At 36.6% G+C, this 23,618-nt stretch carries 17 protein-coding genes; 2 read left to right on the top strand and 15 right to left on the bottom strand.

Going from position 1 to position 23,618, the window contains the following annotated elements:
• Positions 1-146: 146 nt before the first annotated feature.
• The 5 genes from VB796_RS10610 to VB796_RS10590 form a co-directional block, all read right to left on the bottom strand.
• Entirely contained in the window at positions 147-569 is a 423-nt protein-coding gene (locus VB796_RS10610) for a DUF3995 domain-containing protein (RefSeq protein ID WP_323346512.1), read from the bottom strand.
• Between the two features lie 134 nt (positions 570-703).
• Positions 704-4,078 (bottom strand): efflux RND transporter permease subunit, encoded by a 3,375-nt coding sequence (locus VB796_RS10605; RefSeq protein WP_323346564.1) that lies wholly within the window; start codon positions 4,076-4,078, stop codon positions 704-706.
• Between the two features lie 121 nt (positions 4,079-4,199).
• Complete coding sequence (locus VB796_RS10600) at positions 4,200-5,312, bottom strand: efflux RND transporter periplasmic adaptor subunit (RefSeq protein ID WP_323346511.1); 1,113 nt, start codon at positions 5,310-5,312, stop codon at positions 4,200-4,202.
• A 117-nt stretch (positions 5,313-5,429) separates the two neighbouring features.
• Positions 5,430-6,779, bottom strand: a complete 1,350-nt coding sequence (locus tag VB796_RS10595; protein WP_323346510.1) for a TolC family protein — start codon at positions 6,777-6,779, stop codon at positions 5,430-5,432.
• A gap of 59 nt (positions 6,780-6,838) precedes the next feature.
• Positions 6,839-7,438: a TetR/AcrR family transcriptional regulator gene (locus VB796_RS10590; protein ID WP_323346509.1), complete on the bottom strand. Its 600-nt coding sequence runs from the start codon at positions 7,436-7,438 to the stop codon at positions 6,839-6,841.
• A gap of 355 nt (positions 7,439-7,793) precedes the next feature.
• Between VB796_RS10590 and VB796_RS10585 the strand changes: the two genes are divergently transcribed.
• Positions 7,794-8,603, top strand: coding sequence for an alpha/beta hydrolase (locus tag VB796_RS10585; RefSeq protein WP_323346508.1), 810 nt, complete (start codon positions 7,794-7,796; stop codon positions 8,601-8,603).
• Between the two features lie 128 nt (positions 8,604-8,731).
• Here the strand turns inward: VB796_RS10585 and VB796_RS10580 are convergent, their stop codons facing one another.
• From VB796_RS10580 to gcvP, 3 genes are all read right to left on the bottom strand, one after another.
• On the bottom strand, positions 8,732-9,253 hold the full coding sequence (locus tag VB796_RS10580; RefSeq protein WP_323346507.1) for a phosphoheptose isomerase: 522 nt from the start codon (positions 9,251-9,253) through the stop codon (positions 8,732-8,734).
• A gap of 93 nt (positions 9,254-9,346) precedes the next feature.
• A complete protein-coding gene (locus tag VB796_RS10575) occupies positions 9,347-9,832 on the bottom strand; it encodes a GNAT family N-acetyltransferase (protein WP_323346506.1) in 486 nt (161 codons plus the stop codon).
• 88 nt (positions 9,833-9,920) lie between these two features.
• A complete protein-coding gene (gcvP, locus tag VB796_RS10570; RefSeq protein ID WP_323346505.1) occupies positions 9,921-12,806 on the bottom strand; it encodes an aminomethyl-transferring glycine dehydrogenase in 2,886 nt (961 codons plus the stop codon).
• A gap of 533 nt (positions 12,807-13,339) precedes the next feature.
• On the opposite strand from gcvP, the gene VB796_RS10565 reads away from it, so the two are divergent.
• Complete coding sequence (locus VB796_RS10565) at positions 13,340-13,885, top strand: hypothetical protein (protein ID WP_323346504.1); 546 nt, start codon at positions 13,340-13,342, stop codon at positions 13,883-13,885.
• Between the two features lie 281 nt (positions 13,886-14,166).
• On the opposite strand, the gene VB796_RS10560 is transcribed toward VB796_RS10565, so the two are convergent.
• The 7 genes from VB796_RS10560 to VB796_RS10530 form a co-directional block, all read right to left on the bottom strand.
• A complete protein-coding gene (locus VB796_RS10560; protein ID WP_323346503.1) occupies positions 14,167-15,765 on the bottom strand; it encodes a carboxylesterase/lipase family protein in 1,599 nt (532 codons plus the stop codon).
• 26 nt (positions 15,766-15,791) lie between these two features.
• Entirely contained in the window at positions 15,792-16,091 is a 300-nt protein-coding gene (locus VB796_RS10555) for a hypothetical protein (RefSeq protein ID WP_323346502.1), read from the bottom strand.
• Between the two features lie 213 nt (positions 16,092-16,304).
• Complete coding sequence (locus tag VB796_RS10550; RefSeq protein ID WP_323346501.1) at positions 16,305-17,666, bottom strand: acyclic terpene utilization AtuA family protein; 1,362 nt, start codon at positions 17,664-17,666, stop codon at positions 16,305-16,307.
• 3 nt (positions 17,667-17,669) lie between these two features.
• On the bottom strand, positions 17,670-18,965 hold the full coding sequence (locus VB796_RS10545) for a citrate:proton symporter (RefSeq protein WP_323346500.1): 1,296 nt from the start codon (positions 18,963-18,965) through the stop codon (positions 17,670-17,672).
• A gap of 36 nt (positions 18,966-19,001) precedes the next feature.
• Positions 19,002-19,859: an alpha/beta hydrolase gene (locus VB796_RS10540; RefSeq protein ID WP_323346499.1), complete on the bottom strand. Its 858-nt coding sequence runs from the start codon at positions 19,857-19,859 to the stop codon at positions 19,002-19,004.
• 23 nt (positions 19,860-19,882) lie between these two features.
• Positions 19,883-22,030, bottom strand: coding sequence for a beta-galactosidase (locus VB796_RS10535; RefSeq protein ID WP_323346498.1), 2,148 nt, complete (start codon positions 22,028-22,030; stop codon positions 19,883-19,885).
• A gap of 29 nt (positions 22,031-22,059) precedes the next feature.
• The gene (locus VB796_RS10530) at positions 22,060-23,406 is read right to left on the bottom strand and encodes an FAD-binding protein (protein ID WP_323346497.1); all 1,347 of its coding nucleotides are present in this window, start codon (positions 23,404-23,406) and stop codon (positions 22,060-22,062) included.
• Positions 23,407-23,618: the final 212 nt, after the last annotated feature.

Here is a 23,618-nt window from a genome sequence, read left to right as displayed (position 1 = left end):
CCTCTAATTCAATATTAGAAGTGTATTTATACTTATTTTTTCGATTTGAGGATTGTGGAGGATTTGTGTTGGATAGAATAAAATACTACTCATCTAAGTAGTATTTTATTTAAAAAGTAAGGCTTTCGATTGATAATATAGAAGTCTTATTTGATTGTCAGATAAACAAAAAAGCCAATTGTAGAAATAACCAAACACAAAGGAGAATAATAACGAGTATCGTTTTTGGCAAAAACCGACCCTTTTACTTTTTTACTAAAGCCCACATACTTAAAATCACCGATGGCACGAATTAAGAAAATGATGCCAATACCAAGATTGCCATAAATTAAAATGTTGTTATTGGTATTTCCATTGGGTGTCCATGATACCCAAGCGGCAATTAACATGGCAACAGAAACGCCAATCGTTGCTAAAAATGGAGGATTGAAAACGGTTTTTCCCTCCATTTCGGGAATGACAGCATTAACGCCGAGTTTTCCACCAAATGCCCAATAGAAATGAATGCCTGAGATGCCAAGAAAAATAAGCGTATTGATGGTTTGTAAAGTTGTAAAGAGCATATTCATAGTTTTAGATTTTGAGTAAAGGTAATAGTGTATTGTTGACAAAACAAAAAAACGTCCACTACAAAGTAATGGACGTTTCTGTATCACCTAACCACTAAATATAATCTTTGGGTTGAAGTGTTTTTGACTAAATCTTAAACCTCTTCTGCAACCGAAATCTCTTGAGTGACTTTATTTTTTCTAAACCATTTATCTCTAATACGCTCGTTGATATAGTACATACATGGTACAATTACGAGGGTAAGAATTGTCGAGAATGTTAAACCATAAATAATAGTCCAAGCTAAAATATTCCAGAATGCCGCACTGTCTGAACCCGTATGAATGTGTGGGTTCAATTCAGTAAACATTTTTACAAAATCTATACTCAAACCAATTGCTAAAGGCACAAGACCTAAAACTGCCGCTGCGGCTGTCAAGATTACAGGCGTTAAACGAGTGCTACCTGCTTCAACGATTGCCTTTTTCAATGGATAACCACGTCCGATAAGTTCATCGGTAAATTCAATTAAAAGGATACCATTTTTTACTACAATACCTGCCAAAGCAATAATACCAACACCCGACATGATAACCGAGAATTGTTGACCAAATGCCATGAAGCCTAATAATACACCAATGAACGATAACAAAATGGTTACAAAGATGATAATTGGTTTTGATATTGAGTTGAATTGAGTTGCCAACACCATGAAAATCAAAATAACGGCTGCTAATAATGCTCCAACCAAGAAAGTACCTGTTTCTTGTTGGTCTTCTTGTTCACCACCCATACGGATTACGTAGCCACTCGGAACGTCTAATTCTTCTACCACTTCCTGAATTTGTGGTACAATTTCATTAGCAGTATATCCTTGTGAAACGTTTGAACTCAAGGTTACAACACGCTCTTGATTTTTACGGTTAATCTGACTGAAAGATGTTGAATATGAGATGCTTGCAATCGAGTTTAATGGTACTTCACGCAACATTCCACCCATTACCATATCACGATAAACGATTTTCATACTCAATAATTTTTCAATTTGATTACGGTCTTGCGACTTGATTCTCAATTGAATTGGGTATTCGTCTTTATCGTCACGGAATTTAGCAATTTCAGAACCGAACAAGGCAGTACGAACAGCCAATGCAATTTGTGCTGACGAAATACCTTCTCTTTGTGCCTTCGCTTTATCAACGTCAATGATAATTTCTGGTTTGTTGGTAATCAAATCGGATTTCAATTTTTCAATACCTTTAATGCCTGATTTATCAATGGCAGCACGTACTTGTTTTTCTAATTTTGCCAACGTTTGGAAATCATCACCCGCAATTTCAATCGCAATTGGAGCTCCAGTTGGTGGCCCATTGTTTTCTCTATCAACAGATATTTCTGCTCCAGGAATTGGTAATGCTTTGATTTCATTTCTGAAAATGGTTAGCATTTTCTCTGAAGAAATACCTCCACGATTAATGCCACTCACAAAAGCAACGGTCACTTTTGATTTTTGCGGTGTTGGAGCTCTGTCAGGATTGGTTGGGTCACCTGCATTTTTACCAACATTTGAAATTACCGAGTTGATAGCTCCTTCAGCTTTTTCACGTTTGATAATCTCAAAAACCTTTTTCTCAATCACTTTTGTTACCGAGTCCGTTACTTTAGCATCCGTTCCAATGGGTAAATTGTTGTAGATATAAATATAATCGGGTTCGCCACTTGGGAAGAAAATTACCTGTGGTTTTACCACACCCAGTAAGAAAATCGTTACGCCAAATAACACAAACATAGAAATCACTGCCCAAACAGGACGGTACCCTGTAATCAACCAAGAAATCAATTTTTGGTAATTATTCTTGAATTTTGGTAAACTCTTTTCTTGGAAAGGAACGATAATTTTTGGGGTAAGAATAAAGTGATTGAAAGCGTATAAAAGAGCAATCAACACAAAGAAATTCCCCAAACCTATATTGATAAGATAACCCAATAAAGCACAAACTACCAAGATAATCATTGGCTTTTTGATAGCCGCAACGCTTGTATCAACTACGCCATGTTCGTCGTGGCGTTTCATGAATGAAATGGCAAAAACAGGGTTCATTACATACGCTACAATCAATGAAGCAATCAAGGTACAAATCAAGGTAATTGGTAAAAATTTCATAAATTCACCAATAATACCAGGCCAAAAAAGAAGCGGAACAAATGGCATAACCGTCGTAACTGTTCCCGATAATACAGGAATAAATACTTCAGAAGCAGCCAATTTTACAGCTTCGATAATTGAAATATGGCGGTACTGATTGAAAATACGGTGCGAGTTTTCAATTACCACAATGGCATCATCTACCACAATACCCAAACCTAATAAGAAGGCAAAAAGTACGATGGTATTCAGCGTAAATCCTAAGAAAAACAATGGAATAAATGCTAAAAGAGCCGATAATGGAACAGAAAGTCCCACAAAAATGGCATCACGCACACCCATAAAGAACATCAAAACCAATACCACGAAGATAAATCCCAAAATTACAGTATTCACCAAATCGTCAATATCTCCTTTTGTTCTTTCTGAAGTATCCGCCGTAATTCTAACTTCTAAACCTTGTGGCAAACGGTTTTCTTTAGCCTTTGCAATGATTTCCTCAATTTCTTCCGAAGCCTTAATTAAGTTTGCTCCACCACGTTTGATAACGTTGAGGGTTACAACTTTTTTGTTGTCTAAACGAGCAAAATCTTGTTGTTCCTCACTGCTATCAATTACTTCTGCAACATCGCCCAAACGAACCATCGCACCTGATGATGAACGTAATTGAATATCTTGAATCTGAGCCATCGACTTAAATTCACCTTTTACTCTTAGCGTTCTTCTAACACCGTCAACGTTTAATTCACCACCTGAAATATTTACGTTTTCTCCTTGAATTGCTGTCTGAATATCATAAAATGATAAACCTGCCGACTGTGCTTTGTAAAGGTCAAGGTTGATTTGGATTTCACGAGTTAAAGCTCCTACAATATCTACACGAGTAATTTCTGGTAAACCTTCAATTTCGTCTTGTAAATCTTCTGCAAAATCTTTCAATTTTGATAGTGGAAAGTTACCTGCCAAGTTGATGTTCATAATTGGAAACTCCGAGAAGTTTACATCTTGCACAACTGGTTTTTTAGTCAAATCTTTTGGTAATTCAACAATATCGACTTTGTCTTTTACCTTACGAAGGGCATCTTCAACTTTTACGTCAGGGTTAAATTCAACCAAGATGATTGAAAAATCTTGTAGTGAATTTGACTTTACTTTTTTAACACCAGAGATAGTCTTAATCTGCTTCTCAATAGGTTTTGTAATCGTATTTTCAATATCCGTTGGCGTTGTTCCTGCATAAATAGTTTGCACATAAATTTGTGGAACTTTAATATCTGGAAATTGCTCTTTTGGTAAGATATTGTAAATCACCATACCTACAATAAATAGAATAGTGGTGAATAAATACACTGTTTTTTGGTTAGCTCCCAGCCAACCAATCATATTATAAATCGTACCCGCACCATGTTTTTCATTGGTTAAGGCTTCGTCTTGGAGGTCTTCTTGTTTCATTTTTTAATAGTCTCTAATGAGTGAATGAGTAATTGATAAAATGAGTGATTGACTAATAATTAATCAAACTCCCATCCACCAAGTCTTGATAGCCTTGTGTAATAATCAGATCGCCAGAGGTTAAACCTTCAATAATTTCTACATTTCCGTTGTAAGAAATTCCTGATTTTACTTTTCTACTTTTAGCGATTTTTTTGCCATTTTCAGTTACAGCTACATAAACAATGTCACCCATTTCAGTTTTTTGTACAATGTTTTGATTAACAACCAATGAATTAGCTTTTGATAAGTCATTTACGTTAATAATGGCTACTTGATTTGGTTTTAATGAACCACCCAAGTTTGGAATATTCGCCTCAATGCCGAATGTTCTTGAAGCGGGGTCAATCAAAGCATTTACCAATGAAATACGGGTTGAAAATTCTTTATTAATATCTGGGAATTTTACCGTTATCATATCTCCACGTTTTACTGAACCTACATAAGTATCAGCAATTTTAGCAGTTACTTTCAAGTCACCCACGTTTACAATTTGGGCAATTGGACCACCTGGCATTCCCATTTCTCCCGACTTTTGGATAACTTTTTCAACCGTTCCCGAAATTGGAGCGTAAACTTTCGTCATTGCCAATTGCGTTTCCATCGTTGCGATACGTTTCTCCAAAGATTCTTTGTTTGCTTTTGCCTGTAAAAACTGAACTTCCGTACCAATTTGTTGATCCCAAAGAGCTTTTTGTTTGTTGAAAATGGTACTTGCTAAGTCTAATTGCGTTTTTATTTCAACCAGTGATTCTTTCATTACTGAATTATCAATCGTTGCTACTAATTGACCTTTTTTCACAACCTGACCTTCTACTATGAAAAGTCCAGTAATTGCTCCACCCATTTGTGGGGTTACTTGTACGATATTTTTAGAAGTCACAATGCCCTGAGCTTCCACAAAGTGTTTGAAATTTTGTGCTTGAATTGGCATTACCGAAACATTGATTGGCGTTGCTTCGACTTTTTTCTCAGTTGCTCCTAATTCTTTTTCAAGAGCTTTGATTTTTACTTCAATTTCTTTTTGTTGAGTTTTCAAATCTGCCAATTCCGTTTTTTTATCTGGCTTACTGCACGCAGCTAAAAGTAGGATAGAGGCAAGGCTTAAGTATTGTATTGTTTTCATCTTATATAAAATAATGATAGTATGGTTGAATGATTTATTGAGAGAATGTTTATGACTAAGTGATTACGTGATTGAGTGAATATTTAGACAAATTCACTCAATCACTCATTCGCTCAATCATTCATTGTATAATTTTCCTAAAGCTTTGTCTAAGTCAACTTTAGCCACTAAAGCGTTATAAAATGTGGTGAAATAGTTGGTTTGAGCTTCTTTAAAAGAAATTTCAGCATTGACTACCTCCAAATTTGAACCAACACCTTGTTTGTATTTAATTTTGGTAACTCTTACTACTTCGCTTGCCAAATCCATATTTGCTTTTTGTTCTTGCAAAGTTTCATACGCATTTTTCAAAGTAATTTGACCTTGTTTTACCTGCATATCAATTGAATTTTCTAATAATTCAAAACTTTGTTTTACTTTCAACAAGCTATTTTGCGACTGGATGATTTTGTTTTTTCTCTGGAAACCATCAAAAATAGGTACTTGAACTGCAAAGCCAATGTTGGCAGCATTAAACCACGGTTTGGTGATTAAATCAAAAAACTGAGGACGACCCGCCGAATAAGCATAACTACCCGTTAGAAGAACTTTGGGAAGAACCGCTGCTTTTTGATTTTTCAAATCCAATTCAGCCAAACGATTTTGTGTTTCAAGAATAGAATATTCAATTCTGTTGCCATATTTCAAATCCAATTGATTTTCAGGAATTAATTCATTGATATTCACATCTGAAAGTTTATCCGTTAAGGTTATCGTTTCTGTGAGCTTTTTCCCCATCTGGAATTTCAATAAATGATAGCTCAATTCTTGTAAACGGTCAACGTTTTTAGCTTCAATTTTCAAGTTATTTAATTGAACTTCAAGGCGTTGTACGTCAAGTTTTTCAACAAAGCCTTGTACGTTAAATGCTTTTGTATCACGCAAAAGAGAATCCAAACGACCGATATTAAGCGTCAATAACTTAATACGTTCTTCATTTACCAAAATACCATAATAGGCTTTTGTTACCGCTTCGGCAGCTTGTTGTTTAGTTTGGATAAGTGCCTTTTTAGATAATTCTTTATAAACATCCGCTGCTTTCAAGCCCAAAGTATAAGAACCATCAAATAATAATTGGCTTAAACTTATGCCCGCCTGACCTGCGTTTGCTACTCCAAATTCAGCCGCAATAACATCACCTTCAGCCGCATTAGGGTCAAAAGTTTTAGCAGGAATAAATGCTTTTTGAATGATTAAGTTGTTGGTATAACCAATACTTGCATTTACTTGTGGCAAGCCAATTCCTTTAATTTCATTGACACGAGCCTCAGCATTGTAGATGTCAAGTTGGGCACTTTTGATAGAAATATGATTTTTTACGGTATAATCAACCGCTTCACGGAGCGAATAATTTTGCTGTGAAAAAGAGAGGTTTGTAACAAGCAATAGGCTGAAAATTAGCCACTTACTTAGTAGGTTTGTATTCATAACGTGTTTGTTTTTGTGGAATTAGACCGCTTTGTACTGTTGAAATAAAATAATTTTACTTACAATTGGTAATGTTGATAAATTTCTAAACCTTTTTCGGTGAGCATTCCTCTCATAAAGTGGTCAAGTAACGTGATTTGGACATCAACTACTGTAAATTTGTTAGGAGGAAATATATGCGGGTCAAATCCCATTTCTACTTGCTCCAATCTCATTCTTGCTAAAATATCAACCTTAATATCTGCTCTGAAATATCCTTGTCCAATACCTTCTACAAGGTCTTTTTTAATCATTTCAAGCACAAATTTTTCCTTATGTTCTTGAAATAGTTTCCATGTGCGGGGATGATACTTTTTTATATCGAAAAAGGCAGAAGGGTTGATTTCGGTAAAAGAATCTTTACATAAATCCATCGCTTTCATGGTTTTTTCTACCACATTAGAGGATATTTTATTCAATTCATCCCACTCACATTCATCTGTGGCAATCTCCAACAACATCAACTGATGAACCAATTCATCTTTATCTTCAAAGTGCTGATATATCGTTTTTTTTGAAATGCCAAGCTCACTTGCAATGTCATCCATCGTTACAGATTTAATTCCGTAACGAAAAAAATGCTCACGAGCCTTAGCGATTATTCTTTCTTTAATTTCCAATTTTTAACATTTTTAAATACTTAAAAACTTTAGAAACAATTAGAGTTTCCAATTTTAAAACTTTGGAAACTTTTAAAAGGTTCAAAGTTTTTATAATTTTTTTTAGAAATCAGATATTGATAGAATTTTAAAAATAAATTTAACTTGTTGATTTTAAGGTAAAAATTCTATATATTATATTTTTTATAAATATAGTTATATTTTATACTTTGTACTATTTCAAGATGCAAAGAAAAGCTTATTTGGATTTTGTCGCTAAAAAATAGTTTGTACGGTTATATTAATACGTGAAAGACATTTGAATTAAGAAATCATTAAGAAGTGTAAAGTCGAAATCGGTTCTATCTTTGTAAATATGAAAACCATTCGTAATGTGCTTATATACGTCGCTTTAGCTTGTGTTTTGTTATTGGCATTGGCAACTGTATTTCAAGAAAAACTCATTTTCAGAAATACCAAAATTGCTGTAAATTATCAGTATGAATTTAAAAGTGATTTTGACGAAATGTGGTTTGAACCCAAATCAGGCGTAAAGCTAAATGCCCTTTATTTTAGAACGGATTCTGTAAAAAGAAAGGGGCTTGTCGTGTATTTTCATGGAAATGCCGACGACTTGAAGCGTTGGGGGAAATATGCTGACGACTTCACAAAAAATCATTACGATATTTTGATGATTGATTATCGGCAATTTGGAAAATCAACGGGAGAACTTTCTGAAAAAGCTTTGCACATAGATGCAAGATACGTATATGATTGGGCAAAAAAACGATTTCCAGAGGATAAGATTATCATTTACGGGCGTTCATTGGGAACGGGTATCGCTACACGTTTGGCATCAGAAACCAATCCTAAAATGTTATTATTGGAAACGCCGTATTTTAGCTTGATAGATGTAGGCGAAAGCTATTTTCGGATTCTTCCTTATGATAAATTATTGAGATACAAAATGCGGACAGATTTATGTATGCAAGCCGTAAAATGCCCAATTTACTTATTTCATGGCACAAAAGACGAAGTTGTTCCGTACCAATCAAGTATCAAATTGGCAAAACTATTAAATAAAAAACCTTCTGAAATCTTAACGACAATTCCAGAAGGTAAACATAAAAATTTAGGAGAATTTCAGGAGTATCACCGTGCTTTGGAGCTTTTACTGAAATATTAGCTACTTAGACCACTGATTAGACCGATTGGGCAGATTTACACAGATAAAATATAATAGTATAAAATCAACGATAATAATAAAAAATCTGTGTAAATCTGTTTAATCTGTATAATCGGTGGTCTAAATAATTACCGCCCGAAGTCATCCTGTAATCTCACAATATCTTCTTCGTCCGACGGATTTTCTGGGTCTGTATGTTGCCAAATTTCAGCCACAACGCCCCAGCCATCCAAGCCAATCAAACGGTGGCGTTCACCTTTGTCCATTTGGATAAAACTTCCCGATTCTAACGTTTTTACTTCTTCCGATTGTTCGTCGGTATCGCTAATTTTTACGCCAACGGTTGTTCCTGCAATTACTTTCCAGATTTCAGCACGACGAAAATGGTATTGCCATGACAAACGTTTTTGCGGAGCAACCACCAATATTTTGGGCGATAATTTATTCGTAATTTGAATTTCCGACATTTCTAATTGTGGAAAATAAAGAGCGGCAAATGCGGCTGCTTGACTTTCTTCCAAGACAAAAAAACCACCCCAAGGACGAGTTTGGTCTTGAGCCGAAACCGTGAAGCCTAATGCTGAGAGTTCAGAGGCAATTTGACTAAAAATATCAGTCTTTTCAGTCGCTGAGTTGATTATTAAATTCATGAATAGATTTGAAATAATTGAAATACAAAATTAGCTAAAACATTATAAAATCAAATTTTAGTTATTGCCTTGATACTGGAAATTATTTAAAGGTCATAAATCTTTCATCATCCAAACGTCGCAACTGTTATGTCCGCTGTTACCCAAAGCACTTGTTAAATAAGTAAATCCTGATTTTTCATAAAGAGGAATAGCAATATTTAGTTCAGGTAGCGTTTCGAGGTACATTTTTGTGTAGCCCAATTCTTTGGCAGCGTCAAAGCAACGATTCAATAAAGTTTTACCCAATCCTAAACCTCTAAAATCTGATTTAAGATAAAGTTTCACCAACTCACAAGTATCTTCAGGAAGATTTTCAGTTGGAAAAACACCTGCACCACCCGCCATTTTTCCATCAACTTCTACGATAAAATAAATGGATTTTGGCTCTCTGAAAAGCTCAAACAAATGGTCGGTTGTGGGGTCATAAAAGACCGTTCCTTGTTTTGCTGCATTAAAATCTAATAATGAATTTCGGATAATTGTGGCTAATTCTCGGTTATCTTGAGGTTGTATTTGACGAATGTTAATGTGTTTCATGAATTTGATTGATTTTAGGGCTTATAAATCAAAAAGGAGAAACAGTATAAACCGTTTCTCCTTTTGACATTTCTAAAAAAGAAAAAGTTTATTCAGCATATTCCTCAATTGGCAAACAGCTACAAACCAAATTACGGTCACCATAAGCTGAGTCAATTCTTGAAACTGTTGGCCAAAATTTATTCGCTTTTACGTATCCTAATGGGAAAACTGCTTTTTCACGAGTGTATGGTCTGTCCCAATTTTCCGATAAAACTATTGCTTGCGTGTGTGGAGCGTGTTTCAAGACGTTATTTGCTTTGTCTGCATTTCCGTTTTCAACTTCCGCAATTTCTTCACGAATCGCAATCATGGCATCACAAAAACGGTCTAATTCTGCTTTTGATTCAGATTCTGTTGGTTCAATCATCAACGTTCCAGCCACTGGGAAAGAAAGCGTTGGAGCGTGGAAACCATAGTCCATCAAACGTTTTGCAATATCTTCGGCTTCAACACCTGCTGATATTTTAAACGGACGACAATCTAAAATCATCTCATGGGCACAACGTCCTTGTGAACCTGTATAAAGCACAGGGTAATGTCCTGCCAAACGAGCTTTGATATAGTTGGCATTCAAAATTGCCGTTTCCGTAGCACGAGTTAAGCCATCGCCACCCATCATCGCAATGTATGCGTATGGAATAGTAAGAATGGATGCCGAACCATAAGGTGCTGCCGATACCGCTGAAATACCATCTTTGCCACCAACTTTTGAAACAACTGCGTGGCTTGGCAAGAATGGTACTAATTGTTTTGCTACGCCGATAGGTCCCATGCCAGGGCCACCACCACCGTGAGGAATGCAGAAGGTTTTGTGTAAATTTAAGTGACAAACATCCGCCCCAATGGTTGCAGGTGAAGTTAAACCTACTTGAGCATTCATATTGGCACCGTCCATATAAACTTGTCCGCCAAATTGGTGAATCATTGCACAAATTTCTTTGATTGATTCTTCAAAAACTCCATGCGTTGATGGATACGTTACCATCAAACAAGATAAATTGTCAGCGTGTAATTGTGCTTTTTCTCTTAAATCAACAAGGTCGATATTTCCGTTTTCATCACATTTGGTAACAACTACTTTCATTCCTGCCATTACCGCAGAAGCTGGATTTGTTCCGTGTGCTGATGATGGAATTAAGGCAACATTACGGTGGAAATCTCCACGAGATTCATGATATGCACGAATAACCATCAAACCAGCGTATTCACCTTGAGCTCCAGAATTTGGTTGGAATGACATTGCCGAGAACCCTGTAATTTCACAAAGCCATTCGTTCAAATCTTCAATCATGGCAGTATAACCTTGTGCCTGACTTTTTGGGACAAATGGGTGTACATTACCAAACTCTGACCATGTTACAGGAATCATTTCAGTAGTTGCATTCAATTTCATCGTACAAGAACCCAATGAAATCATTGAATGAACCATTGAAAGGTCTTTGTTTTCTAATTGCTTTAAATATCTAAGCATTTCATGCTCAGAATGATAGCTATTGAAAACAGCATGAGTTAAGAAGTCAGAAGTACGATTGAATGATTTACCAAAAGCAAAATCAACTTGGTCGAAAAGTGACGATAATTCAACTTCTGCTGTTCCAATTTTTTCAAAAACTGAAACGATATTTTGAACGTCTTCAATGGTACAAGTTTCGTCTAAAGAAATTCCGATATATTTGTAATCATCATAATATCTAAAGTTGATACCGTTTGCTAAAGCCTCTTTTTTCAAATGCGTTTCATCTTCGCCAATATTTACCTTAATCGTATCGAAATATGAACTTGTCTCAATTTTATAACCTAACTTTTCAAGAGCTAAAGCAGTCAACTTTGTTAAGCCATGAACACGTTCTGCAATTGCTTTTAAACCTTCTGGCCCATGATAAATAGCGTAAGCGGCTGCCATTACCGACAATAAAACTTGGGCAGTACAAATATTTGAAGTAGCTTTTTCACGACGAATATGTTGCTCCCGAGTCTGTAATGCCATACGCAAAGCACGATTTCCTTGAGCATCAACAGACACACCAATGATACGACCTGGAAGATGACGTTTAAATTCGTCTTTTGTGGCAAAAAATGCGGCATGAGGACCTCCAAAACCCATTGGCACACCAAAACGTTGTGACGTACCCACAACAACGTCGGCACCCATTTCACCTGGCGATTTCAATAAAGTTAATGCTAATAAATCAGAAGCAACTACTACGTTTATTCCTAATTCATGAGCCGACTCAATTAATGAAGTATAGTCAAAAAGTTGTCCGTCTCCCGCTGGGTACTGGACAATCATTCCGTAAATTTTATCTTGTGTTAAATCAACTTTACGATGGTCGCCAACGATAATTTCGATGCCAAGTGGATTAGCACGAGTTTTCAAAACATCAATCGTTTGTGGATGGCAAAGCTCCGAAACAAAAAAAGCTTCTGCTGTTTTCTTAGCACCTTTTCTTTGTCCGTGCAACATCGTCATTGCCTCAGCTGCAGCCGTTCCTTCATCCAAAAGAGAAGCGTTGGCAATTTCCATACCCGTAAGGTCGATAATCATTGTTTGATAATTCAACAACATTTCTAAACGACCTTGTGCAATTTCTGCTTGATATGGTGTATAAGCAGTGTACCAAGCAGGATTTTCAAGAATGTTACGTAAAATCACGGCTGGCGTGTAAGTGTCGTAATACCCCATACCTATATGAGACTTATATGTATCATTCATCTGAGCCATTTTTTTGAAATCCTTCAAAAATTGTGCTTCAGATTTTGCTTCTGGCAAGTTCAGAGGCTTAGGTAAATGAATAGCAGGCGGAACTGTTTGATTGATGAGTGTTTCGATAGAATCTACTCCAATAATATCAAGCATTTCCTTGCGGTCAGCTACGTTAGAATTGTTATGACGATTCTCAAATTTTTCTTGATACTGAAAGTTTATCTTCATTTTGGGAGAAAAAAAGGGTATTGTTTTTCAAAAACTGGCACAAATTTACAAAGAATTAATTTCAAACACGATATTGTAAAGTCTCAGATTAACAGGGTGTTAAATTATTTTGTTCAATAAAATAAATGAGTCCTTTTGTGTTCTAAAAAATATTGGAATTGTACAAAAAATAATGAATTTTGAGATTTTATTAAATTTATTTTCAAAGTAAACAACCATTTTACAATTTTCTGCGTCTCATTAACATAGTCTATAATAGTATATCTCTGACTTATAGGCTGATTTCTATTACTATATAAAACATATTTGAATTGTTGAACTTCTTAAGATAATTTATTGACCGTTTAATAATTTTAATGAGTAACTAAAGGTCATATCTATTGACTTAATCGGTAAAAGACAGTAGTTTTGTATGTGAAATATAGGAAAAATACAAATTTTTAACAGTTATATTTTTTTTGTAAAAAGATTTCTAAAACATTTTATCATTGTTTATCCCTACTATTTTACTTTATAGTCAGATTATGAAACCTATGAAAAAGCAGTTAAAAAATAATCCAATTATTGTTATCTCTGCGTTACTACTTTCCATAGTAACTATTATTACTTATAGCCGAAATTTAGAATCTACTGCAAAAGTACCTCAAGGTTTTTTCTCAGGAAAAATTAGTTTTGATAGCACATCAAGTCATAAATTATATTCAGATAAAATACAAGTAAAGAAAAGTGCAGAGCGTGGTGTGACGGTTTTGACAATTGTAGTAACCGATAATAATTCTCCTGAATCAGTTTTTGTGAAATTATATAATGCCAATGAGAAAGGGACATTTTTTATCCCAGGAGAAGGAGATTTTCAGAATGTAGGGAATTTGATAAAGGATGTCAATCAGTTTCGTCAAGAAAGTAATTTTTACCAAACAACCTTAGCCAATGATGAAGGGTTAAAAAATGGAGTTGGTAGAGTAAACATCGTTAAATTGACCGAAGACGAAATCGAAGGTGAATTAATTATTATTGCCAATAACTCAGAAGGAAAACAAGCTCAGTTGGAATCGGCAAGATTTAAAGCAAGATTTTAGAACAAATGAAAATATAAATCATCATTTGACAAAATTATATTTAGTGGTTAGGTGATACCAAAACGTCCATTGCTTTGCTTTGGACGTTTTTTTGTTTTAAATAAGCGAAATAGCAAATGTCGATTAGCGAAGTGAGTTGTTAAACCAATGTCATTCAGTTAAGCGGATTCAACTTCCCGAAAGTTTTTAACTTTCGGGAAGTTCGTCCACAAGTAATAACTCATAAATTTCTTAACTAAACGATATTGGGTTGTTTAACCTTCGTTAATCGCTATTCTCGCTTATTTCACTACTTCAAATAATTCTTTATCCATTTGTGGTTTCACAGTGCAAGTATTGTCGAAGTGCATGGTTGTGGTACTGCTTGAATTATAAGCCTCCCATTTTGGTAAATCTTTGTGATTTGGATTGCCAATTTTTGCGAAGTTTATCCATGCTTGGCTCATTTTATTTGCCAATATATACGCATCTTTATTGCCACCTGTCATTTCTTCGCAACGAGTGATGTTATCAAAAACGAAAGGAATTTCCATACAGTGAACCGCTTTGTATTTGCCATCCATTACGGGCGATTGCCAGTCGAATAAGTACATATAAACGGGTGAGCCACCTGCTAAAGCTGATTTTTGATTTGCTTGAACAACTGCTCCAGGTCGGAACGTTACGTCGTAATCCATTAATTGTGAAGGCGTTGCGGTAGGGTAAGCTTTTTTGACAGCCGCAATATAAGCATCAGTTTTATCTCCATAAGTTTTCTTAACTGCTTCTACTGCTTGCTCTTGAGTAATTCCTTTTGGAAGTCCACCTCTGAATGGCATAAATTCATTAACCGTAGTTCCAATCATCAAGGGAACATTTTTAGATAATTCAAATGCTTCATTTGAGAACAACTGATATGGTAAAACGTCACCATCAGCACTTGGTCCCCAACTTAAGCCAAAACCGATTACGGGTTTTCCTTCAGCTTTCATTTTATCAGCAATCGTTTTAAGTGCTTTTTTCCCTGCATCGCTCAAAGTTTGGAATGGAATTTTTTGAATATCATCAACTTTATCTGCTGAAAGCCCCAATTCTTTTATCACTTCTGCCCCAATGGCTTGCGTAGTGGTTTTGTCGAGCATAGCAGTACGGAAAGCCCCACTTTGATTGATAGCTTTGTGGAATAAACCCTTTGCTGACGGCATTGCCATTAAAGTATTTACTTTGGCTCCACCGCCTGATTGTCCGAAAATGGTAACATTATTTGGGTCACCACCAAAGTTTGAAATGTTCGTTTTAACCCATTCAAGAGCTGCTTTCATATCCAAAATGCTCAAATTGGCAGATTGCTTATATTTTTCGCCATAAGCTGATAAATCTAAATAACCCAAAACATTCAAACGATGATTGATTGAAACAACCACAACGTCGCCTTTTTTAGCTAAATTTTCACCATCGTAAGAAGGCAATTCTTGCGAAGAACCAGCGGTAAAACCACCTCCGTGAATCCAGAACATGACAGGGCGTTTTTTGCCATCATTAACACTTGGCGACCACACATTGACACGCATACAGTCTTCGTTGGTATATCCCCAACTGTGGTTGAAAACAAATTCGCCTTCGTCCATTACACTCGTTGTTGGGTCAACAAGTGGAGCAACAGGGCCATACGATAAAGAACTGCGTATGCCCGACCATGCTTTGGTTTTTTGTGGAGCTTCAAAACGTTTGGCTTCGGCATACGGAATGCCTTTATAGGTAACGATATTATTGTGAATATAGCCACGAACTTTACCCGCATCGGTAGAAGTTACAGCTACATTTTCGCCTGTTTGAATTTGGGCGTTAACTCCAAAACAAGTGCTGAGAGCTAAGGAAAGAGCAATAATTGTTTTTTTCATTATGTTTTTGAGATTGATATTCTGAATTATATGTCCATTTCTAAAAGTGCATAACTTAAGGCTTTTCCGTGTGTGTCCATGCGTAGAGACGTTGTTACGCCACCTGCCAAAGCATCTTGACAAACGAAAAGTAAGGATGAAATATTGGGCATTTCGTAGCGAATGACTTCACCGAAAACGATGCCTTTCATGTGTTTTTTGACATTTTCGACGGTTACTTTTTGGCAAAGCATTTCAAAATCATTTTCATCGTATGGAATCAGTGAAAGCGTTGAAATATTGCCTTTGTCGCCCGCTCGGCTATGTGCGATGTCGTATAGTTTCATTATTTAATTTGGGAACTATCTACAATTTGTCGGAGAATAAAATAGACCACAGATTGTACAGATTTGATAGATTTACACTGGGACGATGCACAGTCGGAAAAATTAAAGAAAATCATAACTCCGTTAGGGGTATTAATCTGTTTTGCCAGTGGTCTAATTTTGTCTTGCGATAAATAGTAGATAGATAATTCCGTTTAATTTTGAGTAAATATTTCAGCTTTCGAAATAATCAACGATGGGTATAACTTTATTTCTATCCATCAAAACGGATACAATTCCAATAACTTCATTGACGTATTTTCTGACTCCGCCACCACCTGCTGGGCCATTGGTATAAAGAGCTTCTACTTCTTCCCCAATTAATGCTGCTTCGGTTTGTGTTTTGGCTTTTGCGGCTACTCGAAGTCGGATTTCTGAATTTTGATATTGAAATTCGGAATTAGGGAAAATTGAATTTTGACCAATATAATCTACTTGAATCTCGTCAAATTGAGATTTTAATCGTTTTTCAATTATTTCTCCTGCCAATTTTGCTCTTTCCAATGCCGACGAACCTGCATAGGAAATTTCTCCTTCCCCTTGCCAAAATGCTTTATAGCCAACGCTTACTTTATAATTTTTGGGTTTGGTTTTGCCACCGCCACCAGTCATTTTTACTTGATTTTTAGCTATCTCTTGCAACTTTACACTCGTAAAATCGGCAATGACATCGGGCGTATAATATTCGTTTGGATTAATAACTTCGTACAATAATTGCTCTTTGGCAGTTTGCAGATTAATGATTCCGCCTGTTCCTTCTACTTTACTAATAATTGCCGAGCCGTCGGGGAAAATATCAGCGAATGGATGTCCTAAATTCTCCAAATTTTCAACGGTTTTTTTAATGGGGTCGGCAAAATATCCACCCGTTATTTGTCCTGCACATTCCATCAAATGCCCGATTACTGTTCCTTTTCCCAATAAATTATAATCGTCCGTTTTCCAACCAAATTCATGAATCATTGGGGCAAGAAATAACGAAGGGTCTGCTACTCGACCTGTGATAATGATTTGAGCATCAGTTTGTAAGGCTTCTAAAATTCCTTCAACGCCGAGATAAGCGTTGGCGGAAATGAGTGATGAGTTAATCGTGATAGGTGATGAGGTTTTTTGTATTAGTTCAACGGCAAAATCTTCATTCCCAAATTTTACAAAATCGTCATCAGTCAAAGTTGGATTATCCAATATATTATCCCCATAAATAGCCGCTACCTTTATCTTGATTCCTTGTTTTTGAGCAATTTCTATGATTTTTTTTGCTCCCTCAATTGGATTAGCAGCTCCCATATTGGTAATGAGACGAATATTATTTTTGACCAAATGAGGTAAAAGCGTTTCAATTCTACGTTCCAAAAGTGGGTCGTATCCTTTGGTTGGGTCAGCCATTTTGCGTTTATTGGCAAGGGCAATGGTGCGTTCTGCCAAACATTCCAAAACCAAATAATCTAATTCTCCTTTTTCGGCAAGAACGATGGCAGGCTCAATTCTATCGCCAGAAAACCCTGCCCCACAACCTATTCTAATTTTTTGTTTCATAATTTACAAATGGATTGAACCCGTTAAAATCGCCACAATCGTCATTACAATGGTTGTTCCCCAAGCCCATTTGAAGGTATTTCGTTGATGTTCGCCTAAATCAACATCTGCCAAACCAACCAATAAAAACGTTGATGCCGTAAGCGGACTAATTGGAAAACCGACTGTCATTTGTCCCAATAAAGCAGCACGACCAATTTCGAGTGGGTCGATGCCAAATTGTGTAGCGGTCTGACTCAAAATTGGCACAACACCAAAATAGTAGGCATCTGGCGTGAATAACATACTGGCTGGTAAACTCGTGATTGCCGTTAGCATGGGTAAAAGATTGGCGTGATTTTGCGGAATGAAAGCAACCAAAGTATTTGCCATTTCTTCAATCATTTTTGAGCCTGTCAAGATTCCAGAGAAAATTCCTGCGGCAAAAATCATACTTGCCACCATAAAAATATTTGTCCCGTGAGCTTTCATAACTTTCTGTTGGTCAGCAAGTTTTGGGTAGTTAATCAGCAAGGCAATCATGCTTGCCACCACAAACAAAACAGGGGCAGGAATCCAATCTTTCATTAAGGCTATAATCAAAGAAATTGTTGAAATAGCGTTGAAAATGAGCAATTTGGGTCTTCTTAATCCGTGTTGTTCTTCGGTCAGATTCTCTTTATGATTGTACTGAAAATCAATAATGCCAAGTCGATTTCTTTCTTTTTTACCCAACCAATACGCCACGAAAATCACCCAAGCAATACCGCCCAAAATGGCAGGAATATTTGGATTGAAAATATGTACTGCGTCCGATTTTAGAGTAGAAATGGCTCTTGCCGAAGTACCCGACCAAGGAACCAAGTGCATTGGTCCAACGCTCAAGGCTACAATGGTTGATAATACCAATCGGTTGATTTTTAGTTGTTTATAAATAGGTAAAAATGCCGAAAGTACAATCATAAACGTTGCCGTTCCGTCGCCATCCAAATGTACAATCATCGTTAAAATTGCCGTTCCGATGATAACTTTTAGCGGGTCGCCTTTTACCGATTTGATGATGAATGCGATTACAGGGTCGAAAAGTCCAGCATCGAGCATCGTGGCAAAATACAACACGGCAAACATCAATAGAATACCTGTTGGAGCAACTTGTTTGATGCCCGCAAGGCTAAACTCACCCAATTCTTTTGGATTAAAACCTGCTATCAAACCAAAGACAATGGGCGTAATAACCAATGCCGTCATCACTGACATTTTCTTGGTCATTATCAAGATTAAAAAGATAATTATCGTGGTAAAACCAAGTAAAGAAAGCATGATTTAGGGTTCGTGTTAGGTTTTAATCAACTCAATTTATTCAACAATGACACCGTTCTTTTTCAAGATATTGTGAAAGAAAAGCACATGATAAGGCAATGAGTTTTCCCAATAAGGCCATGTATGAGCTCCTGGTCTTTCGGTATAATCATGAGCAACGCCAGCGTAAAGTAGTCGGCTATGCAATTCACGATTGGCATCAATTAGAAAATCATCTACGCCACAGTCAATAATGATAGGCATGGCATTTTTCTTGATAACATCAACCATATTAACGATTGAATTTTTTACAAAAACTTCGTTTGAAACATCTGACGTACCTAAAAGTTTTTCAAAACGGTCTTTCAACGATTTTGAAAAATCTGCATTGACTTTAAATTTTGTGTAATTCATATCCATTGCACCGCTCATTGTTCCTGCCGCACCAAATAAATCAGGGTGACGACTTGACAAATACATTGCACCGTGTCCACCCATCGAAAGTCCCGTAATTACTCGTCCTTTATTGCTTTTTATGGTTCTGTAAGTAGCATCAATTTTCTGAATAACTTCTTTGGTGATGTAGGTTTCAAACAGGCTATTGGGTGTATCCATATACCAACCGAAAGTTTCGCCTTCGGGCATTACAATTATCAAATTATATTTATCGGCTAAGTTTTTTACGAGATTTTTATCAGGCGTTGAAGTCAGCCAATCACGGAAATGCCCACCGCCACCGTGAAGTAAATAAAGCACAGGATACGAAGCCTGATTTTTGGCATAGGAAGCAGGTAAAACCACTGCTGCTTTGTAGGCTTTATTCATGACCGCACTTGGCACATCGAGGCTATCAAGCGTTGAGGCTTTTGCAGAAAAAGTAAAAAGAATGATGACTAAATAGATGAAATTTCGCATAGTTTTGTTTAAACTTTATTTGATTAATTTTCTTCCACAATCTGTACGCCCCACGCTTCTAAATCTAAGGTACTATTTGCTGAAACGGCTTTGTTCGTAATTAGCTCATTTCCGTTTTTGTACGCATACTTAACCTGCTGAGGAACAGCCGAATAGTTGAAGAAATAACGAATCGTTTTCCCTTGTTGATTTACGCCCGATTTGGTGATAATTGGGAAGGTTAAGCTTTGCTCCGTTTTCCATAAGTTAGCTTTTTCCAAAGCATCTTTCATGATTTTTTCGGTCAATGCTGAGGTCGTCATACAAGCCACATAAGTTGCCAAACCTTTCCCGAATTGGTTTTGGGTTACGGCCGCATAATTTCCCCAAGATGGATGTTCGTAATAGGCTAAAACTTTGGCAGTTGTTGGCGTAATTAATTCCATCCATGTATTGATTTTGTTGTGTTCCAAGCCAACTTTGAAAGGGTCATTTTTCAACGAAACATTCTGCGGAACAGTAAACTGACTGTAAGAAATTCCGCAAGCCTCATTGATAATGGCAGGTTGAACGGTGCTTCTAACCTTCACGTTTTCATCCGAAAATCCACTTTTGAAAGTATAAACCACGTGTCCGCCATCTTTGACAAACTGATTTAATTTCTTCAAAACATCATCTGAAGCAGCGTAAAGTGCAGGGACAATAATGAGTTTATAATTACTCAATGCAGGGTTTTTCGTTGCGTCAATAAAATCCATGCCCACGTTCATTTTGTAAAGAGCATCATAATAAGGGCGGAGAATATCGTTGTAGGTTTCTCTTGCACCCCAACCAAAACTAAATGCATTGAAAGCGGTTTGGGCTTCGTTGCTGAAAAGAATTGCCACTTCATTCTTTTTCTTCAAATTGATGAGTTTATCGCTCAATCGGGCAAAATCTTTACCGATAGTTTTGGCTTCGTTGTAGGTTGGATTTGGTTCGAAATCATGGCTTAAAAGTCCTTTCCAGTAGGTTTCTGCTGAGTTATGAATGGAATGCCAATGCCAATATTCCAACATATTTGCTCCCGAAGCTAAGTGACTAAACGCTTGTAAACGCAATTGGTTTGGATATGGAACCCATTGCGGAAAACCTTGTGCTTCGGTTTCGATGACGAAGTAATTCTTGTTTTTCATCGAGCGAGTTAAATCCCCACCCAAAGAAATTTCGATACCCGTCAGAGCGTCTTGCGTTGGGTGATAAATGTCAATTCCTGCTACGTCTAAGGCTTTTGCCGCCGCAAAGTGGTCAACATCAGGCTGAATTCCGTAAGAATATCCACGCCAATCAAGGTCGAAATTTTGAGTGACAAATTGCGTTGGTTTGGCATATTCTTTTACGATTTTGGTTTGCCAAGCCAAATAATCCGTAACGATTTGACGTTGAAATTTTGAAAATTCCGAGTTCAAACTGGCATTAATTGAAGCATTGAACGTGCCATTTACCACAGGGAAATCATCCCAATTATTGATTCTATTACTCCAATAATCCAAGCCAAAAGCTTTATTTACAGCCTCTAAAGTCTTGAATTTATCTTTCATATACGCCACAAAAGCCTTTTGCACATTGTCGCCCGCTGTTCCATAGGCTTTGGTTTCATTATCAACTTGATAACCAATAATAGCAGGATGGTCTTTGACGTGTTCCATGATTTTACGAATCACTCGCTCGGCATGAAAACGGAAATGTTCATTGGTAATATCCATATTTTGTCTTGCTCCGTACAGGTTTTTACCTTTGGACGTAGTCGCCAAAATATCAGGATATTTTTTAGCCAACCAAGTCGGGAAAGCATACGTTGGCGTGCCAATAATTACTTTAATTCCGCCTTTGTGCATGGCATTTAGCACACGGTCGATGTGCGAATAATCCCAAACATTATCTTGTGGTTCAAGGGTACTCCATGTCGATTCTGCAATTCTGACTACATTTATGCCAGCCTCTTTCATCATTGCTACATCTTTTTCAAGACGTTCGTAAGGCATATATTCGTCGTAATACGCCACCCCAAAAAGTAGAGACGTTGCCTGCAACGTCTCCAAAGGCAACGTTTCCAAAGGCAACGTCTGTACTGGCAACGTCTGTACTGGTTTCTGGGCAAAAACGTGATTGAAAAATGATAAAAAGAGAATAAATAAAAAGTGTTTTTTCATGATATTGTGATAATGTTGAACGTGTATTTTTAAGCAAATAAATTCACGTCAATAAACTCATTTCTGAATTTTCCTTCGGGGTCGTGTTTGGTCATCAATGCTTTAAATTCTGCTAATTTTTCAATTCTTCCCTGTAAAACTGACGGCTTCATCGTGAATACTTTTCCCCAATGCGGACGTGGATTAAAAGGAGCGAGGGCTTCTTCGATAAACGGTAAAACTGCCGTAACTTCTTCAATTTCTTGTTTCCAAGTAAAGTGAAAAGCAACGCAAGTTTTGCCATTGAAGGGACTCATTAATAAATCATCGGCAGCAATGGCTCTGACTTCCGTAATCATTAAATGCGGAGAAATTTTTGCGTTCAATTTCTCAATTGCCATAAAACCTTCGTAGGCGTTTTCAAAAGGAATGAAAAATTCTGATTGTAATTCTTTACCGCTACTTGGCGTAAAACCCATTCTGAAATGTGGCATACGCTCGTACCAAGGACCTTCAACGCCCATTTGTTCGGTACAATTAATGGCATCGAGGGCTTCGATTGGGTGGAGGTTTTTAGTCGCTAATTTTGCTCCGAAAAACTCTGGAGCGATTTCTTTCATGTCGTCCGATTTACTTTTTATCCAAACTTCACTAACGTTTTTCTTTGTCCAATCGGTAAATAAACTTACGCTATGACCTGCCGACATAATGGCTTCAAAATTCTTTTCCAATTCAGTCATCGCTAAGTTTTGATATACAATTTGCTTCATTTTGAAGGTTGGTTGTACATCAAGCGTAATTTTGGTGGCAATTCCCAATGCTCCCAAATTCACGACTGCACCCAGAAATTCTGCACCGTCTTTTTCTTTCGTTAAATTGATAACTTCGCCTTTGCCATTTACAAACTCAATTCCAGAAACTGCCGTTGCCAAACTACCATTTTTAATCCCCGAACCATGCGTAGAAGTGGCACACGCACCTGCTACCGAAATATGAGGTAATGATGCCAAATTATGCAAGGCAAAACCGCTTTCATCTAATTGTTTACAGAATTCTCCGTATTTGATTCCTGCCCCAACTGTTACTGTTTTTTTCTCTTTATCAATAGAAATAACTTTATTGAATTCTGCTGATGAAATCTGATTTTCGGTACTATCAGCAATTTTATTGAAACAATGTTTTGTTCCTAAACCTCTAACTTTTTTACACTTTTTAATGGTTTCTTGGAGTTCCTCAACCGTTTTTGGTGTAAATAAATTATCGGTACTATAAGTCAAATTTCCTGCCCAATTGGTGCGTGGAGCAGCTTTTGCTTTTTCTTTACAAGAAATCAATTGAGGAAACATCGCTCCAACGGTTAAAAGTGAAGTGGCTTTTAGGAAAGTTCTTTTTTTCATAGTGGGATAAATGAGTTGGTAAAGGATTTATAATTGAGATGATTGGATTTTAAGTGGTTAAGTATCAATAACAAATTGTTTAATATTTTGATATCGTTTATTATGTAGGGGTGTATTGCACCCCAATACTGTCAATTTTATTTTTTTATTGTACCAAAATTTAGATAATTCCTGTTTCAACGCTGACAGGGTTCAAAACCTTGTCAGCGTTA

This window comes from Arcicella sp. LKC2W (genome assembly GCF_034931005.1).
Lineage (GTDB): Bacteria > Bacteroidota > Bacteroidia > Cytophagales > Spirosomataceae > Arcicella.
The sequence above is the reverse complement of the archived record's forward strand: the minus strand, read 5'-3'. Positions and strand labels throughout refer to the sequence as shown.

Coding starts and splice junctions, on each gene's coding strand:
- VB796_RS10610 (WP_323346512.1), bottom strand. CDS start 569: ATGAATATGCTCTTTACAACTTTACAAACCATCAATACGCTTATTTTT.
- VB796_RS10605 (WP_323346564.1), bottom strand. CDS start 4,078: ATGATTGGTTGGCTGGGAGCTAACCAAAAAACAGTGTATTTATTCACC.
- VB796_RS10600 (WP_323346511.1), bottom strand. CDS start 5,312: ATGAAAACAATACAATACTTAAGCCTTGCCTCTATCCTACTTTTAGCT.
- VB796_RS10595 (WP_323346510.1), bottom strand. CDS start 6,779: ATGAATACAAACCTACTAAGTAAGTGGCTAATTTTCAGCCTATTGCTT.
- VB796_RS10585 (WP_323346508.1), top strand. CDS start 7,794: ATGAAAACCATTCGTAATGTGCTTATATACGTCGCTTTAGCTTGTGTT.
- VB796_RS10580 (WP_323346507.1), bottom strand. CDS start 9,253: ATGAATTTAATAATCAACTCAGCGACTGAAAAGACTGATATTTTTAGT.
- VB796_RS10575 (WP_323346506.1), bottom strand. CDS start 9,832: ATGAAACACATTAACATTCGTCAAATACAACCTCAAGATAACCGAGAA.
- gcvP (WP_323346505.1), bottom strand. CDS start 12,806: ATGAAGATAAACTTTCAGTATCAAGAAAAATTTGAGAATCGTCATAAC.
- VB796_RS10565 (WP_323346504.1), top strand. CDS start 13,340: ATGAAAAAGCAGTTAAAAAATAATCCAATTATTGTTATCTCTGCGTTA.
- VB796_RS10560 (WP_323346503.1), bottom strand. CDS start 15,765: ATGAAAAAAACAATTATTGCTCTTTCCTTAGCTCTCAGCACTTGTTTT.
- VB796_RS10555 (WP_323346502.1), bottom strand. CDS start 16,091: ATGAAACTATACGACATCGCACATAGCCGAGCGGGCGACAAAGGCAAT.
- VB796_RS10550 (WP_323346501.1), bottom strand. CDS start 17,666: ATGAAACAAAAAATTAGAATAGGTTGTGGGGCAGGGTTTTCTGGCGAT.
- VB796_RS10545 (WP_323346500.1), bottom strand. CDS start 18,965: ATGCTTTCTTTACTTGGTTTTACCACGATAATTATCTTTTTAATCTTG.
- VB796_RS10540 (WP_323346499.1), bottom strand. CDS start 19,859: ATGCGAAATTTCATCTATTTAGTCATCATTCTTTTTACTTTTTCTGCA.
- VB796_RS10535 (WP_323346498.1), bottom strand. CDS start 22,030: ATGAAAAAACACTTTTTATTTATTCTCTTTTTATCATTTTTCAATCAC.
- VB796_RS10530 (WP_323346497.1), bottom strand. CDS start 23,406: ATGAAAAAAAGAACTTTCCTAAAAGCCACTTCACTTTTAACCGTTGGA.